The sequence below is a fragment of the Actinomycetota bacterium genome (genome assembly GCA_019347575.1).
Taxonomy (GTDB): domain Bacteria; phylum Actinomycetota; class Nitriliruptoria; order Nitriliruptorales; family Nitriliruptoraceae; genus JAHWKY01.
In genome coordinates this window covers 75,125-89,682 of the sequence record JAHWKY010000009.1, presented here as the reverse complement: position 1 = coordinate 89,682, position 14,558 = coordinate 75,125, and the positions used below count along the sequence as shown (strand labels likewise).

The following is a 14,558-nucleotide window of genomic DNA, read 5'->3' as shown; positions in this document are numbered from 1 at the left end:
CCTGCGGTACCTTCCCGCCCCCGAGCCCCCATCGTCCAGCGGTCCAGGATCCCACCCTTTCAAGGTGGTGACACGGGTTCGAATCCCGTTGGGGGTGCGTAGCTAGGGCGGTTGGTTCACGTCCCGGTCGGCGTCCCGCCGGGCAGCCCGTATCCTTGCGGCCAACGCCATCCCAGTCCCCACACGCCCACCCGCAGGAGTCACGCGTGGCCACCAAGATCGAGGTCGAGATCCCCGTCGAGCGCCAGAAGGCGGCGCAGGCAGCGGGCAACTTCGAGCTGTCGGACCTGCCGGGCGCTCTCGGCGAACCCACCGCAGCCGTGCGTGTGGGCAAGACCCCGAAGCAGGACAAGCCGCTCAAGCTCGTGCGCAGCTTGAAGGGTCTGACGAAGGTCGCGGCGGGACAGATGATCGCGAACTTCGGCAAGTCGGAGGCCCGCTGGGCGACCGACTACCACAAGCGCCGCGCGGGGAACGCCGAGTTCCACGAGCTGCTGTCGTACGCACGGCAGATCATCGGGGTGAACGACGAAGGCGAGATCCTGATCTGCCTCATGGGGCACGCGGGACAGGGCCCGTGCATCCCGCTGTGGGTGCCGCGTGAGGAGGTCACCCTCACCGTCCAGCCCAACGACATCATAGTCCGCTACGAGGACGTCGCGTTCGACTGGGGCTGATCGACGCGTGTCCGACCTCGACGCGTTCCTGAGCTTCGCGCACGAGCTCGCGGATCGCGCCGATGACCTCACGTTGCCGGCCTTCCGCCACGGGATGGAGGTTCGGACCAAGCGCGATGGGAGCCCCGTCACCGATGCGGATGTCGGGACGGAACGTGCGCTGCGTGACGCGATCGCGGCCAGGTACCCGGGTCACGCCGTCCTCGGGGAAGAGCACGGACGCATCGGACCCGACGGGGCGCCAACCTGGATCGTCGACCCGATCGACGGCACCAACAACTTCATCGTCGGCATCCCCGTCTTCGCGACGCTCATCGCCTTGGCGATCGACGATGAGCCCGTCGTCGGCGTGGTCAGCGCCCCGGCCCTCGCTTCGCGGTGGGACGGCATCGCCGGGGGAGGGGCGCACCACAACGGGGCACGGATCGAGGTGTCGGACATCCGCGATCTCGCCGAGGGACAGGTGAGCGTCGGCGGCTTCACCTACTTCCGGCGCGAGGGCTACGGCGCTTTCCTCGACCACCTCCACGAGCACACCCGGCGCCAACGCGGGTTCGGTGATTTCTGGCAGCACTGTCTGGTCGCGTCGGGTTCGATCGAGGCGGCGGTCGAGGCGGCGGTCAGCCTGTGGGACCTCGCAGCCGTGAAGGTGATCGTCGAGGCAGCGGGGGGCCGGTTCACCGACGTCCACGGGGACGCTACCGCGGCAGGCGGTAGCGGGGTCAGCAGCAACGGTCACGTCCACGACCGCGTGCTCGAGCTGCTCGGCGCGAACACGGCACGATGAGCCGGGGCGCGTGACACCGGCTCCTCCACAGGGTCCGTCGGGGATACGTGGGACCAGGTGACGGGGCGGGTACCGTCTCGGCGGTTCGAGGCGACAGCGAGTACGAGCGGCGAGGTGGAGAGGTGACCGGCGGGCAGGCGGCCGCGCTGCGGCTCCTCGACGACCACGAGCTCGGGCCCGAGCTGGATCGGTTCGAGCCCACCGCACCGCCGATGTACGACGATCTGGGGCGCCTGCGGCTGTCGTTCAGCCGCATCGACACCTACCGCCGCTGCCCCGCGGAGTTCCGTTTCAGCTACATCGACCGCATCCCGGGCGAGCCGGCCCCGGCCCTCTCGTTCGGGACGTCGATCCACACCGCGCTCGAGCGGTTCTACGACCGCAAGCTGCCCACCCCGCCGAGCGTGGACGAGCTGCTGGGCTTCCTCTACGACGCGTGGGACACGGCCGGCTTCCGTGAAGTCGATCGTGACGAACAGCTCGCGTACTACCGCTTCGCGCAGGATGTCCTCCGCCGCTTCCACCGGCGTGAGGCCCCGACGTACCGGCTGCCCGCCGACGTGGAGCGGTGGTTCGAGCTGCCGTTCGAGGGCGTCGCCGTGATCGTGGGATCCATCGACCGTGTCGACGTCGATCCCGAGACCGGTGAGCTCGAGGTCATCGACTACAAGACCTCGAAGCGAGTCCGTGACCGCGAGAAGGTCCGCGGGTCGCTCCAGCTCGCGATCTACGCCCTCGCCTGCGAGCACCTCTACGGCCAGCTCCCAGCCGCCGTGACGCTGGACTTCGTCGTCGCCGGGGTCCGCGTGAGCGTGCCGACCCACGAGATCGACCTCGACGGCGCGCGGCGGACCGTGCGTGACACCGTCGCGGCTATCCGCGACGGGCGCTACGACCCGCAACCGAACCACCTCTGCGGGTGGTGCGACTTCCGGTCGCTCTGCCCGGCGTGGGAGGGGGAGGGACCGGACGTGCTCGGCCACGCCGTCCAGCACCTCGACCGACTCAAGCGCAGCCTCACCCGTGACGTGCGGACGCTGCGCGAGCTCGAGGCTGGCGTCGCCCGGCTGCGCACCGGCCCTGACACCCACGCATCGGACGAGGAGGGCTCGCCCCGCGACGAGTGACCATCGCTACCCTCCCGGCCACCGAGGAGGGCGATGATGGGTGAGCGGGTCAGCGACGACATCGCGGTGGCGGCGCCGCCCGAGCAGGTGTGGAACGTCATCGACGACCTCGAGGCGTACACGCAATGGGCCGAGGGCGTCGAGGACGTCGATGTCCAGGAACGCGATGACGATGGCCGGCCGACCAGAGCGAGGTTCAAGGTCGACGCCAAGGTCCTGCAGGTCTCCTACACCCTGACGTACACCTACGGCGACGACAACGTCACCTGGGAGCTGGTCGAGGGCGAGCAGATCAACCAGCTCGACGGCGAGTACGAGGTCACGCCCGACGGCGATGGATCCCACGTGCGCTACACGTTGGAGGTCGACTTCGACATCCCCCTGCCGGGCTTCTTGAAGAAGCGGGGGGCGAAGCGCATCCTGGACACCGGGCTGAAGGGACTGAAGAAGCGGGCCGAATCACTGGCCTGAGGGACGGGGAGGTGACGATGGCCAGGGTCGCACGGTCGGACGTGGAGGCGGCGTACTTCACGCTGCTACGGGCCCGCGACAAGCTCGACGCCCTTCGGCGCTACGGCGAGTTCCTGGAACACGAGCGCCTGCGCCTCCAGCGCTTCGTCGCCGAGGGGGACGCCCTGGACGCACACGTCGACCCCAAGCTACGACGCGCGTTGCTGCATACGGATCGCCTCCTCGGCGACGTCCTGAAGGTCCGTCACGAGACGATCACGGATGAGCTCGCCCGACTCGGCGACCGCATCGAGGCTGCGGAGACGTTCGTGCGCGAGTGCGAGGAGGAGCACGAGGCCCTGCGCAGAGCGGGCTGACGCCGCCGTGTACCGCGACGACCCGCTCGACGACGAGGACGAGCTGCGCGCGGTGATCGGCGACGACGCCGTCGATCGGATCCAACACGCTCCCATCGACCCCGCGATGGCAGTCGGCACCGCGGTGGACGCGCTGCGGATCCTGCAGGGATGGGTCTCCGACGAGGAGGCGGCCGCGTGGTTCCACCAGGACCAGAGGCGGTTGGAGGATCGATCGCCGGTCGCCGCTCTCGCCGCCGGTCTCACCGACGAGGTGCTCGACGCCGCACGCAGGTGGGCTGCGGCCCAGGGCTGAGGCTCCGCGCGGTGCGGCGGGCAGGGGTGGTCGGGTACGCTCTGCCGCGACGACGGGCGTCGGTCGCGTCGGTCGGGACGCCCTGACCACGCTCCCTCCACGGGGTGACGCCCCGCACCCACGACCGGACCCCTCTCCAGCACGAGGATCACCCATGCCGACGGGACGAGTGAAGAACTTCGACGCCGAGCGCGGCTTCGGCGTCGTGGTCTCCGACGAGGATGGCCGCGACCTGCACGTCCGCTCAGATGCCGTCGAGGGAGGCGCCACCCTCCGTAGCGGTGACGTGGTCGAGTTCGAGGCCGCCGAGAGCGAGCCGACCCACCGCCGCTGGAACGCGGTCGAGGTCAAGGTCGTCCGCGAAGCTCCACCGGACAACCCGGTCGGACGGGTCATGAACGCCCCGCCGAGCTGGGACGAGCTCGAGGAGCGCGACCGGCAGGCGCGACAGGCACGTCGCCGCCGACGCTGACCGGCGAACCGTGGCCTCAGCTGGGAGCTTCCCTTCCGGACCGACGACCGCGCCGGTCCGCGAGCGGGAGGCCGAGACCCACGACGAGGTGCGACCCGACGGCCCCTGGGACGTCATCGTCTGGGACGATCCGGTCAACCTGATGTCCTACGTCGTGTACGTCTTCCGCAAGATCTTCGGGTTCGAGGAGGCGGTCGCCCGCAAGCTGATGCTCGAGGTGCACCACCGCGGCAAGGCCCTCGTCGCGACGGAGCCACGCGAGATGGCCGAGATGCACGTCCACCAGCTGCACGCCCACGGGCTGCAGGCGACGATGCAACGCAGCCGATGACCCCCTCCTTCCGTCGGCACGGGCACGCGGTGCGCATGGAGCTCGATGACGGCGAGGTGGCGCTGCTGCGCGGGCTCCACGAGGAGCTACGCCGTTGGCTCGCCGACCCCGATCCAGCCGATCCGGTCATGGCACGGCTCTTCCCTCCGTGCGCACCCGAGGACGATCTCGTCGACGCCGAGGTGCGAGCCCTGATCTTCGAGGACCTGCTGGCCGAACGCATCGAAGCACTCGACGCGCTGATGGACATCGTCGACCGCGGCCGCTCGCGCGGGGGTCGGGTACGCGTCGATCTCGTCGATGACGAGCCGAGCCTCGTGCTCGGTGTGCTGAACGACATCCGGCTCGCGCTCGGAGCACGCGTCGGTATCAGCGAGCTCGACCGCAACGATGTCGACGAGGACCACCCCGCAGCGTGGGCGATCATGGTGATGGATCACCTCGCGTACCTCCAGGAGCAGCTCATCCGCATCCTCGATCCCTCCGCCGCCTCGGAGGGCTACTGAAGCCATGCGGGTCGGCATCGGGGTCAGCGAGGATCTGCCGGCGGGGGTGCAGCGCGACCTGGCACGTGCCGTCGAGGCTGCGGGGTACGCGTCGCTGTGGACCAACGAGGCAGCGGGCCGCGACGCCCTCCTGCAGTGCCGCGAGTGGGCGTACGCGACGGACCGTCTGGAGGTGGGCATCGGGGTCGTGCCGATCTGGTCACGATCGCCGGCACAGCTCGCCATGGCTGCAGCCACCCTGCAGGAGGCCACCGGGGGCCGGTTCCTGCTCGGTCTCGGCGTTGGACACCCGGCGACCGCGGGACCGTGGCACGGGGCCGACTACCGCCGTCCGCTCACGGCCGCCCGCGAGATGCTCGACATCCTCGCCGTCCTCGCCGGTGGGGAGGCCGCAGACGTCGCCGGAGAGGTCCTGAGGTGCCAGGGCTTCGCCCTCGGCATCAGTCCGATCCCGCCTCCCGCGCCCCGCTACCTCGCTGCCATGGGGCCGCGGATGCTGGCCCTGGCTGGCGAAGCCGCGGACGGGGTGCTGTTGAACTGGTCGACGCCAACGGCGGTGGGTGACGCCGTGCGGACGGTCCGGGAGGCTGGCGTGGGCCGCGAGGTCCGGTCGGCGGCGTACGTACGCATCGCGGTGGACGCGGACACGGGGGCTGCGCGGGCAGCCCTCGCGCGTGAGTTCGGGCGCTACTGCGCGCTGCCCGCCTACGCGTCGCACTTCGAGCGCCAGGGTCTGGGCGACGCTGTCGCCGCGGCCAAGTCGGCGTACCGCGACGGGGGTCCGGCTGCAGTCGCGGATGCCATCGACGACGACGTCCTGCAGGTCGTCGGCTGGTACGGAGGACCGGACGACGATCCTGGCCCCACCCTCGAGTCCTACGCCGCTGCTGGGCTCGATCACCTCGTAGCCCGTGTGGTGGTCACCGGTGACGACGCTGACGCATCCGTCCGCGCGGTCGTCGGCGCCCTAGCCCCGCCAGCGTGACGTGAGGCCGTCGACGAGATCGTCGGCCTCCGGTACCGCCAACCACCGTGCGACCAGGATGTAGACGCCACCCGTCACGACGACGGCGACGAGAGCTGCCGGGATCAGTGGCAGGCCGCGGACGACGAAGCGGGTGACGAACGCAGCGAGTCCGGCGGCCACGGCCGCCTGGAGCACGGGCACGAGCTGCGAGCCTCCGAGTCGTACGCGACCGAAGCGCAGCCGGACCGCACTCCGCAGGAGCGTCCACTCCACCCAGGACCCGACGGCGGCTCCGGCGGCGAGGCCAACAGCGCCCAGCCGGTAGAGGTTGTCCGACGCGCCCCGCAGGGCCTCGGCCGCGGGGGAGAGGTTGGGCAGGTCGCCGACCTGCTCGACGCCGGAGCCGCTGAGCTGGAACTGGTCGAGCTGGAACATGAGCAGCACGCCGACGAGCGCCGACACCAGGACCCGGACGGTCGCGATCGCGGCCGGGGCGCGGGTGTTGCCGATGCCGTAGAGCGCCGATTGCAGCAGTCGCGATGCCGTGCTGGCCAGCAGCCCGACGCTGTAGACGGTGAGGACGAGCCACACCTGGGTCGTCGTGCGTGGATCGAACTCGCCCCGCTGGTACAGGGCACCGACCAGGAGGTCACCGAGCACGACGAAGGCCATCGCGCTCGGCACGACGTAGAAGGCGATGCGCTGCAGGCCGGTCTCGACCCGCTCGATCACGACGGGAGCGTCGCGGTGCTCGACGCTCGAGAGCTCGGGTAGCTCGGCGGCCGCGACGCTCATGCCGAAGAGGCTGATGGGCAGCACGTACAGCGTCTGCGCGAAGGTGAGCGACGCCAGGGCCCCGGTCGCCAGGAAGCTCGCGAGCACGAGGTCGACGTACGCGGACAACTGCACGACCCCACGTCCGACGACCACGGGGCCGAACGCGGCCAGGACACGTCTGATGCCCGGGAGGTGGCGATCGACGCTGAGACGCAGACCGGAAGCGAGCCGCAGCACCCCCGGCAACTGCACCGCGAACTGGAGCACACCGCCGACCAACGTGCCCCACGCCAGGGCGGTCGCGAGCGAGGCCCCGGTGCCGCCACCCACGGCCGCCACCACCAGACCAGTGACCATGGCGGCGTTCCACAGCACCGGCGCGACGTACGCCAGGAAGAAACGGCGGTGGCTGTTGAGCACCCCGAGGCACCACGCGGAGAGGACGAGGACCCCGACCCCGGGTGTGATGATGCGGACGAGCGTGACCGTCAGCTCGAACTTCGCCCCGGTGAACCCGGCGGCGAAGACCGAGGTCAGCGGTCGCGCGAACACGACGCCGATGACGACCAACGCCCCTGCCAACGACAGGAGCAGCCCCGCCACAGCGCCCGCGACCCGACCGGCCTCCTCGTCCCGTCCCTCGGCCAGGTAGCGACTGTAGACGGGGATGAACGAGGCGGAGAGCACGCCTTCGCCGAGCAGGTTCTGCATGAGGTTGGGGATCCGGAGCGCCGTGCGGAACGCCTCGGTCGACGCGCTCGCGCCGAGGTAGCGACCGATGGCGGCCTCACGGACGAGCCCGCTGATCCGTGAGAGCAGGATCCCAGCCGCGACCAGCGTCGAGTTGCGGCGGGTGTCCGGGCCGGCCCCCACGTCCTCGCTCGCCACTCGACCTCCGCCCGGCGCCGCGCCGAGGTTAGCTACGACCCAGCTCCCAGCGTTCGACCCGGTCGGTCACGCCCCGTGCACCCACGGATGCCGCCCACGCGGTGAAGCCATCGCGCGGGACACCCGTCCACCGGAGCGTGTCGGGGTCGCTGTCCAGTGGGACGTCGAGCACGAGCGTCGCGAGATGCTTGTACAACTCCACCTCCGCGCGGTGGGTCGCCAGGGTCTCGGCGAGACGCGCCGCGCCCCGCACCTCGAGATCCCACTCCGCCGCATCATCGGGGATCGCCTCGACGTGGCCGTACCGGGTCAGGACCGTGGCCGCGGACTTCGCACCCCACCCCCTCAGCCCGGGGATGCCGTCCGCGGTGTCGCCGACGAGGGCCAGCAGATCCGGCACGCTGGTCGGCCGGACGCCGAGCCGAGCCTCGACCCCACGTTGGTCGAAGACGGTGCCACGCATGCGATCGACCTGGACGATCCGGTCGCCGCGGACGCATTGACCCAGATCCTTGTCGGGGGTCATGATGCGTACCTGGGCGTGGCCGCCCAGACGGGTCGCCGCGGTTGCGAGCGCGTCGTCGGCCTCGTACTCGGACATCGACCAGACCGTGACGCCCAGCGCGGCGACGGCCTCCTCGGCGCGGTCGAACTGCGCCAACAGGTCGGGGTCGACGCCGGAGGAGTCCTTGTAGCCGGCGAACAGCTCGTTGCGGAAGGACTCGATCGGGTTGTCGAAGGCGATCGCGATGTGGGTCACCTGCTCGTCGTCGTCGTGCAGAAGACCCAGGAGGGACTCGATGATCCCGACCGTCGCCTTGATGTCGGCACCGTCGGGGTCGAGCCGCTCCGGTCGCTTGCTGTAGTGGGCTCGGAACAGCTCGTAGGTCCCGTCGACTAGGTGGACGCGCATCCCGGCTCCTGCTCGGCGGGTGCAACCTAACCGCGGCTCGACCCGGCTCAGCACCGGTAGAGTGACGACGCTGGAACGCTACGACGGGTGTGCCGCGACCGACGGAAGCGGGCGATGAGCACCGAACCGTTCTCGGGCGCGCCGCGGCGATCCCGCACGCGTCGCCCCGTGCCTCCCGCGAGCGCAGCCATCGCTGCGCCGCCGCAGCCCGTACCGCCATCCGCGTGGCTCCTGCCCGATCCAGACGATGCCGACGAGGACGGCGTCGTCGGCGTCGGTGCCGACCTCGCGCCCTCGACGCTGGTGGACGCCTACCGCAACGGCATCTTCCCCTGGCCACACCCCGACGTCTCGCTCCCGTGGTTCTCGCCCGATCCCCGCGGAGTCCTACCCGCTGACCGCGTCCACGTCCCGCGTTCCCTCCGCCAGACGCTGCGGCGCTCGGGCTGGGAGACGACCGTCGACGTCGCGTTCGGGGCGGTGATCGGGGCCTGCGCCGACCGTGATCGATCCGAGGGGACGTGGATCACGGGTGAGATGATCCGTTGCTACACCCGGTTGCACGATCTCGGGTGGGCGCACTCCTTGGAGGTGTGGGAAGCTGACCGGCTCGTCGGTGGCCTCTACGGCGTGCAGGTCGGCGGCGTGTTCACGGGTGAATCGATGTTCCACAGCGTGAACGATGCCTCGAAGGTGGCGCTGGTCGACCTCGTCCACCGGTTCGACGCAGCGGGCGGCACGCTGGTCGACGTGCAGCTGACGACGGATCACCTGCGCCGGCTGGGTGCGGTTGATGTTCCGCGCGGGACCTTCCTGGCGCTGCTCGAGGAGGTCCGTGACGACGACGTCCGTCTCGATCTGGGGCGACGCCAGGTAGCGCGACTCGCGACGGTGGGATGAGCCGGCTCGCCACCGACGTCCGCGAGCAGCGGTCGATCCACGCGACGCCCGCGACGCTGTGGCCGCTGGTCGCGGACATCCCGACCCTCGCTCGACTGATCCCTCGGGTCGAGAGGGTGGAACCGGTCGGCGAGGCGTGGCGTTGGACGATGGAGCCGCTGAGCGGTGCCGGCTACACGGTCCGTCCCGTCTTCGCGACCTCCGTCTCGCGCGAGGAGCCGGTGCGGGTGGATCTGCACCACGTGCCCGACCCGGACAGCGCGGCGGACGCATCCGGTGCCGTGGTCCTGCGTGCCGCGGACGGGGTGACGCGTGTATCGTTCCAGCTCCAACTGGTCCTCGAGCTCGACCTGCCGCGATTCCTCGTCCCGGTCGTCCGCCAGCTCCTGGACCACGGACTCGCGCGTCTCGGCAAGGACTTCCTCGACGAACTCGACCGCGCAGCGCGAGCCGACCGACCTCCGACGTGACAAGGAGACCAGCGTGACCGAGCAGACCTCCGCCACCGCGGGCAGCGACCATCAGGTGGCAGATCTCGCGCTCGCCCAGTGGGGTCGAGCCGAGATCGCCATGGCCGAGAAGGAGATGCCCGGCCTGATGGCACTGCGTGAGCGCTACGGGGCGGAGCAGCCGCTCGCGGGGGCACGCGTCGCCGGGTGCTTGCACATGACCATCCAGACGGCGGTCCTCATCCAGACGCTCGAGGCCCTCGGGGCCCAGGTGCGCTGGTCCTCCTGCAACATCTTCTCGACCCAGGACCACGCCGCGGCGGCCGTCGCGGAGGCCGGCACACCGGTCTTCGCCTGGAAGGGCGAGACCGAGGAGGAGTACGAGTGGTGCATCGAGCAGACCCTGCGCTGGCCCGACGGCAGCGGTCCCAACCTGCTCCTCGATGACGGCGGTGACCTCACCCGGATCGTCCACGAACGCCACGAAGACCTCCTGCCGGAGATCCGCGGCGTGTCGGAGGAGACGACTACCGGCGTCCACCAGCTCTACAGCTGGCAGAACGCCGGCAAGCTGCGGATGCCCGCCATCAACGTCAACGACTCGGTCACCAAGTCGAAGTTCGACAACCTCTACGGCTGCCGCGAGTCGCTTATCGACGGCATCAAGCGCGGGACGGACGTGATGATCGCGGGCAAGATCGCGGTCGTTGCCGGCTACGGCGAGGTCGGCAAGGGCTGCGCCCAGGCGCTGCGCAACTACGGCGCGACGGTGTGGATCACCGAGATCGACCCCATCACCGCGCTGCAGGCGGCGATGGAGGGCTACCGCATCGTCACCATGGAGGAGGCCGCACCGCGGGCGGACATCTTCGTCACCGCGACGGGCTGCGACGACGTCATCACGCTCGAGCACTGCCTGGAGATGAAGGACCAGGCGATCGTGTGCAACATCGGGCACTTCGACACCGAGATCCAGACCGCGCGTCTCCGCGACTACGAGTGGGAGAACGTCAAGCCGCAGGTCGACCTCGTCCACCTGCCGGGTGACAAGGCCATCATCCTGCTGGCCGAGGGGCGCCTGGTGAACCTGGGCAACGCCACCGGTCATCCCAGCTTCGTGATGTCGATGAGTTTCACGAACCAGGTCCTGGCCCAGATCGAGCTGTGGACGAACCACGAGGAGTACAAGAACGAGGTCTACGTGCTCCCCAAGCGCCTCGACGAGGAGGTCGCGCGCCTGCACCTCGACAAGCTTGGGGCGCACCTGACCCGGCTCACCCCCGAGCAGGCCGAGTCGCTTGGCGTGCCCGTCGAGGGCCCCTACAAGGGCGAGCACTACCGCTACTGATCGGGACCCTGCGGCCGAGAGCGTGGCGTCGGCGGCTCCCTCCGCAGGGGTCGAGTGTGCGCTGAGCGCACGCCGCGGGGGGCTCAAGTCGCGCGCCACGCGTGACGAAGGCATAGCTGAGTGGCTATGGTTACCTACTGTGGTTCGTGGGTCCCATCGTGGGCAAGCGGTCACGGACCACGTCACGCCAGGCTGAGGAGGACGACGTGCGGAGCCGACGCTACGTGACCGGACTCCTCGCCGTGGGCTTGGCCGCGGCCCTCGGGGTGGGCGCCACCGCGGCGGTGACCGCCCAGGCCGAGGGAACCGACTCGCTCGTCGCCCGTCTCGCCGAGCTGGACGCCGACATCGGTGCGCTGCCGCCCGAGGACGTCACGATCGATCCGGCACAGACCTGGGGCACGTTCGTCGGCGACTTCGTCGGGGCGAAGCTGCGTTTCGACGCGGTCGAGGGCGAGCTTCGCGAGCTGTGGGTCAGCGCCGCGGACGCCGGCGACGAGGACGCGGAGGCGGTGGCGACGGCGACCAACGCGCTGCTGCGGATGCACGACGCGTACCGCTATCTGGCCGAGTTCGAGTCCCACGACCTCGCGTTCCCGCTCGACACCTTCGACGAGGACGGTGTCGCGACGGGCGCAGACGAGCTGCGGGGGGACGCGGAAGCGGGGTTGCGCATCCTCAGCGACGCGATGCAGGAAGCTCTGCCCGCCTACCAGGCGCTGCGTGACTCGGAGGCGGCCGGCGACGCCCGCTCCCAGCTCGAGCGGCGTGCCGCCGAGCTCGAGAACGCCCGCGCCGTCATCGTGCCCCTCATCCACGAAGCCGCGTCCTTCCAGGACACCCAGGTGATGGCCGCGGTGCAGCGCTTCCAGAGCACCGCCCCGGGCGTCGAGGCGCGGGCACGCGCGTTCGTGGTCACCTGCATCGATCGGGACGCCTACGAGCAGACCGCGTTCGCGAACCTCACCCCCGAGGCGCTGGCCGCCCCGCAGGGCGTGGCGGCGCTGGTCGAGGCATCAGGGGAGCTGGGACAGCTGCTCGTCGAGGAGGACGTCACGACGGTCGACTGCCCCGACGTCGACGAGGTGCACGAGCAGCGCGTGACCGAGCTGACCGTCGAGGATCTGTTCCCCGCGGGCGACGAGGACACCCCGGAGGATGCGGGGGAGGGCGCCGGCGAGCCCACCGAGGCGCCGACCACCAGCAGCTGAACGCGCCGGGTGCGGTCCGCCCCGACGGAGCCGTTACCCTCCGCGCGCTGGCACCGTCCACGAGTCCGGAGTGCCGCGCGGTGGACACCATCCCCAAGCCCGACGAGCTGCTCGCCCTGCACAGCGTCACCACCGAGCTGTTCGAGACGCTGCGCAGCTGGTTCGACGTGCCCGACTCCGTGGCGCTCGACCTCAGCGCGGTCGACTCCGCCGTGGAGGAACTCGGTGACCCCGTCCTCATCGCGGCGATGGCGATGCGCAAGCTGCAGGCACTGCACCTGCTCTCGACCCCCGGTGTCCGCACCAGCACCGACGTCGTGGTGAGCATCGTGCAGGATCTCAACCGGGCGCTGCTGCAGGCTCCCGTGATGCGCCTGCAGCTCGCGGCGGAGCACACCGACTGGGATGCGGCGTTCGACGACCTGATGGGGGGCGACGCGACCCCGGCCCCGGAGCACACGGACGAAGAGGACCAGGAGACGATCCGCTTCCGCCAGCTCCACGAGCGGCTGCACGAGGCCGTCGTCGCCGTTCTACGTGCCTCGGACGGCGAGATCCGGTACCTGGTGTGAGGCCATGAGCGCGAACCGGCGCCGCGTGCCCTCCATCGAAGAGGCGACCGTGCCCGGAGCCGATGAGCTGCCGCCCTCGTTCCGGGAGTCACGTGGGTTCGTGCCGCGCACGTTCGTGCAGCCGGTGCTGTCGTTCATGCGCCTCGAGGCCTCTGGCGGGATCATCATGCTCCTCGCCGCGGTGGGCGCTCTGGCCTGGGCGAACTCGCCCTGGGGCGAGCACTACTTCGCTCTGCTCGAGACACGGGTCGAGATCGGGTTCGGGGATTTCCACTTCCAGCACCTGTCCGAACTCACCGTGCAGCAGTGGGTCAACGACGCGCTCATGGCCATCTTCTTCTTCGTCGTCGGCCTCGAGATCAAGCGGGAGCTGGTCGCGGGCGAACTACGTGACCCCCGCGCCGCCGCGCTGCCTGCCATCGCCGCTCTAGGGGGCATGGTCGTCCCGGCCGTGATCTACCTCGCGCTGAACGCCGGTGGCGAGGGTGGGAGCGGTTGGGGCATCCCCGTGGCGACCGACATCGCCTTCGCGATCGGCGTGGTCAGCCTCGTGGGTCCCCGCGTCCCGATCAGCGCCAAGCTGTTCCTCCTCGCCCTCGCGATCGTCGACGACATCGGCGGCATCCTCATCATCGCCATCTTCTACACCGACGAGCTGGCGCTGGGTTGGCTGGCAGCGGCAGCCGGGGGGTTCGTGCTGGTGCACGTCATGAAGCGCATGGCCGTGCGATCGCTGATCGTGTACGCGGGTGTCGGCCTGTTCACCTGGCTAGCGGTGCTCGAGTCGGGGGTGCACGCGACCATCGCCGGCGTCGCGTTGGGCCTGATGACGCCGGCGCGATCCTTCTACGACCCCCGCTACTTCCCGGCCCGGGCGCGCCAGCTCGTTGACCGGGTGGACGCGTACATCGACACCGGACCGCCCCATCACGCGAGCATGGATCGTGTGGACGCGTTGATGGGGGACCTGCGCCGCTTGAGCCGCGAGAGCCTCCCGCCCCTCGATCGGCTGGAGCACGAGCTCGCTCCGCTGACGAGCTTCGTCATCGTCCCGGTGTTCGCGTTCGCGAACGCCGGCGTGCTGGTCTCGATGGACGTCCTGGCGGGAGCGCTGTCCGACCGGGTGCTCCTCGGCGTCGGCCTGGGGCTCCTGGTCGGCAAGGCGGTGGGTGTCACCGCAGCCGCGTGGCTCGCGGTACGACTCGGGATCGCGCGTCTTCCCCGTGGCGTGACGTGGCGCCACGTCGAGGGCCTGGCGCTGCTCGCGGGGATCGGATTCACCGTGGCGCTCTTCATCGCGGCGCTGTCGTTCCCGACCGGTAGCGACCAGCTCGCCAGTGCCAAGATCGGCATCTTCATGGCGAGCATCGTGGCGGGGACCGCGGGCTTCCTGTGGCTCCGCCGACTGCCCCCCCAGGGAGAGGGCAGCGACGATCCGGTGGCCGCCGGCCGTCAGGCGTGAGGCTGAGCGGGGCGCTCACGCTCGGCTGGCATCTCCACCACATACGACC

General features: G+C 70.4%; 18 protein-coding genes and 1 tRNA gene. 17 read left to right on the top strand and 2 right to left on the bottom strand.

Annotated features, from left to right (window positions below):
* Positions 1-24 precede the first annotated feature (24 nt).
* From KY469_07900 to KY469_07850, 11 genes are all read left to right on the top strand, one after another.
* Positions 25-97: transfer RNA gene (locus tag KY469_07900), tRNA-Glu, on the top strand.
* A 109-nt stretch (positions 98-206) separates the two neighbouring features.
* The gene (locus KY469_07895; GenBank protein ID MBW3663005.1) at positions 207-677 is read left to right on the top strand and encodes a hypothetical protein; all 471 of its coding nucleotides are present in this window, start codon (positions 207-209) and stop codon (positions 675-677) included.
* Between the two features lie 7 nt (positions 678-684).
* Positions 685-1,464 (top strand): histidinol-phosphatase, encoded by a 780-nt coding sequence (locus tag KY469_07890; protein MBW3663004.1) that lies wholly within the window; start codon positions 685-687, stop codon positions 1,462-1,464.
* Positions 1,465-1,586: 122 nt separating this feature from the next.
* A complete protein-coding gene (locus KY469_07885) occupies positions 1,587-2,591 on the top strand; it encodes a PD-(D/E)XK nuclease family protein (GenBank protein MBW3663003.1) in 1,005 nt (334 codons plus the stop codon).
* A 36-nt stretch (positions 2,592-2,627) separates the two neighbouring features.
* Entirely contained in the window at positions 2,628-3,062 is a 435-nt protein-coding gene (locus KY469_07880; GenBank protein MBW3663002.1) for an SRPBCC family protein, read from the top strand.
* 17 nt (positions 3,063-3,079) lie between these two features.
* Positions 3,080-3,418 (top strand): hypothetical protein, encoded by a 339-nt coding sequence (locus tag KY469_07875; protein MBW3663001.1) that lies wholly within the window; start codon positions 3,080-3,082, stop codon positions 3,416-3,418.
* A gap of 7 nt (positions 3,419-3,425) precedes the next feature.
* Positions 3,426-3,713, top strand: a complete 288-nt coding sequence (locus tag KY469_07870) for a hypothetical protein (GenBank protein MBW3663000.1) — start codon at positions 3,426-3,428, stop codon at positions 3,711-3,713.
* Between the two features lie 154 nt (positions 3,714-3,867).
* Complete coding sequence (locus tag KY469_07865) at positions 3,868-4,185, top strand: cold shock domain-containing protein (protein MBW3662999.1); 318 nt, start codon at positions 3,868-3,870, stop codon at positions 4,183-4,185.
* A 10-nt stretch (positions 4,186-4,195) separates the two neighbouring features.
* Entirely contained in the window at positions 4,196-4,516 is a 321-nt protein-coding gene (clpS, locus tag KY469_07860) for an ATP-dependent Clp protease adapter ClpS (protein ID MBW3662998.1), read from the top strand.
* Entirely contained in the window at positions 4,513-5,022 is a 510-nt protein-coding gene (locus KY469_07855; GenBank protein ID MBW3662997.1) for a DUF2017 domain-containing protein, read from the top strand. The genes clpS and KY469_07855 overlap by 4 nt, the downstream gene beginning before the upstream one ends.
* A 4-nt stretch (positions 5,023-5,026) precedes the next feature.
* Entirely contained in the window at positions 5,027-6,007 is a 981-nt protein-coding gene (locus tag KY469_07850) for an LLM class flavin-dependent oxidoreductase (GenBank protein MBW3662996.1), read from the top strand.
* Here KY469_07850 and murJ read toward each other — a convergent pair.
* Both murJ and KY469_07840 read right to left on the bottom strand, forming a co-directional pair.
* Complete coding sequence (gene murJ / locus KY469_07845; GenBank protein MBW3662995.1) at positions 5,990-7,654, bottom strand: murein biosynthesis integral membrane protein MurJ; 1,665 nt, start codon at positions 7,652-7,654, stop codon at positions 5,990-5,992. The two genes, KY469_07850 and murJ, sit on opposite strands and share 18 nt — an antisense overlap.
* A 28-nt stretch (positions 7,655-7,682) precedes the next feature.
* The gene (locus tag KY469_07840; GenBank protein ID MBW3662994.1) at positions 7,683-8,567 is read right to left on the bottom strand and encodes a flap endonuclease; all 885 of its coding nucleotides are present in this window, start codon (positions 8,565-8,567) and stop codon (positions 7,683-7,685) included.
* Positions 8,568-8,681: 114 nt separating this feature from the next.
* Between KY469_07840 and aat the strand changes: the two genes are divergently transcribed.
* From aat to nhaA, 6 genes are all read left to right on the top strand, one after another.
* Positions 8,682-9,467: a leucyl/phenylalanyl-tRNA--protein transferase gene (aat, locus tag KY469_07835; protein ID MBW3662993.1), complete on the top strand. Its 786-nt coding sequence runs from the start codon at positions 8,682-8,684 to the stop codon at positions 9,465-9,467.
* On the top strand, positions 9,464-9,937 hold the full coding sequence (locus KY469_07830; protein MBW3662992.1) for an SRPBCC family protein: 474 nt from the start codon (positions 9,464-9,466) through the stop codon (positions 9,935-9,937). The genes aat and KY469_07830 overlap by 4 nt, the downstream gene beginning before the upstream one ends.
* Positions 9,938-9,950: 13 nt before the next feature.
* Entirely contained in the window at positions 9,951-11,264 is a 1,314-nt protein-coding gene (ahcY, locus tag KY469_07825; protein MBW3662991.1) for an adenosylhomocysteinase, read from the top strand.
* A gap of 206 nt (positions 11,265-11,470) precedes the next feature.
* Entirely contained in the window at positions 11,471-12,475 is a 1,005-nt protein-coding gene (locus tag KY469_07820) for a hypothetical protein (protein ID MBW3662990.1), read from the top strand.
* Positions 12,476-12,555: 80 nt separating this feature from the next.
* Entirely contained in the window at positions 12,556-13,047 is a 492-nt protein-coding gene (locus KY469_07815) for a hypothetical protein (protein ID MBW3662989.1), read from the top strand.
* A 4-nt stretch (positions 13,048-13,051) separates the two neighbouring features.
* Positions 13,052-14,509 carry a Na+/H+ antiporter NhaA gene (gene nhaA / locus KY469_07810; protein ID MBW3662988.1) on the top strand — a complete coding sequence of 486 codons (1,458 nt, stop codon included), beginning with the start codon at positions 13,052-13,054 and terminating at the stop codon, positions 14,507-14,509.
* Positions 14,510-14,558 lie beyond the last annotated feature (49 nt).